The organism is Vibrio sp. 03_296, from assembly GCF_002265885.1.
Genome location: NZ_NPKW01000406.1, coordinates 1 through 1,026, shown reverse-complemented (window position 1 = coordinate 1,026; position 1,026 = coordinate 1). Strand labels below are relative to the sequence as shown.

Sequence of the window (1,026 nt, the reverse complement as noted above, 5' to 3'; positions counted from 1 at the left end):
ACATTCAATACCTCACCAAAGGCTACCAAGTTCGAGAAGGCGAATTTTGGAGTCAAGTGGATCAAGTGGAAAGCTACGCGTTGGAAGGGCGCACTTTCATAAGTTAGATCGTTGCTCCATTTGATCAACGTTATCAATCAATACGTGGTGGATGAGGAAGAGAGTGATTTCGTTGGCCGCGTCGAAACCATCGATGGTGACAAATTGACGCTGCTCGATCTCAGCCGTGAGCGCCTGATGCACCGCAAAGCATGGGACATCACACCGAAAAACATCTACCAAGCGATGGCATTGGACGCCTTGCTCGATCCCGACATCGATCTCAGTGATCCTCAACTGGCGCGGACGGGCAGTGGTAAAACCTTACTGGCACTCGCGGCGGCACTTGAACAAAACCATTGAAAAAGGCATGTTCGATAAGATCATCGTTAACGCCGAAACACCCCAGACATTGGCGAGTCAATCGGCTTCTTACCGGGTACGGAAGAAGAGAAAATGATGCCTTGGCTGGCGGCGGTCACCGATACCTTAGAAGCACTGCACAAGCACGATCACTGCAACCGAAGGATCAGCTGAAGTACATTGTCGACAAAGCCAACATTCAGTTTAAGTCGATCAACTTTATGCGCGGCCGCTCGATCCAAAATGCGTTTGTTCTGCTCGATGAGTGTCAAAACCTCACCGCCTCACAGATCAAAACCATTATTAACTCGCTGTGGCGAAGGGACGAAKATCGTCTGTTCCGGTAACCTTGCAGCAGATCGATTCTCACTACCTCACCCCGTTCACTTCGGGTTTAACTTACATGGTTGAGCGCTTTAAGAACTTTGAAGGCAGCGCCAACATTCACCTTAATGGCGTGGTACGCAGCCGCTTAGCTGAATTTGCCGAGGAGAATTTGAGTGGAGAAAGGAACTAGGAGCTAGGAGCTAGGAGCTAGGAGCTAGGAGCTAGGAGCTAGGAGCTAGGAGCTAGGAGCTAGGAACTAGGAACTAGGAACTAGGAACTAGGAACTAGGGTACTTGT

Annotated in this window: 1 pseudogene; it reads left to right on the top strand. The window is 49.8% G+C overall.

What is annotated here, in order from left to right:
* Positions 1-919: pseudogene (locus CIK04_RS33815) on the top strand (PhoH family protein); the annotation flags it as partial.
* Positions 920-1,026: the final 107 nt, after the last annotated feature.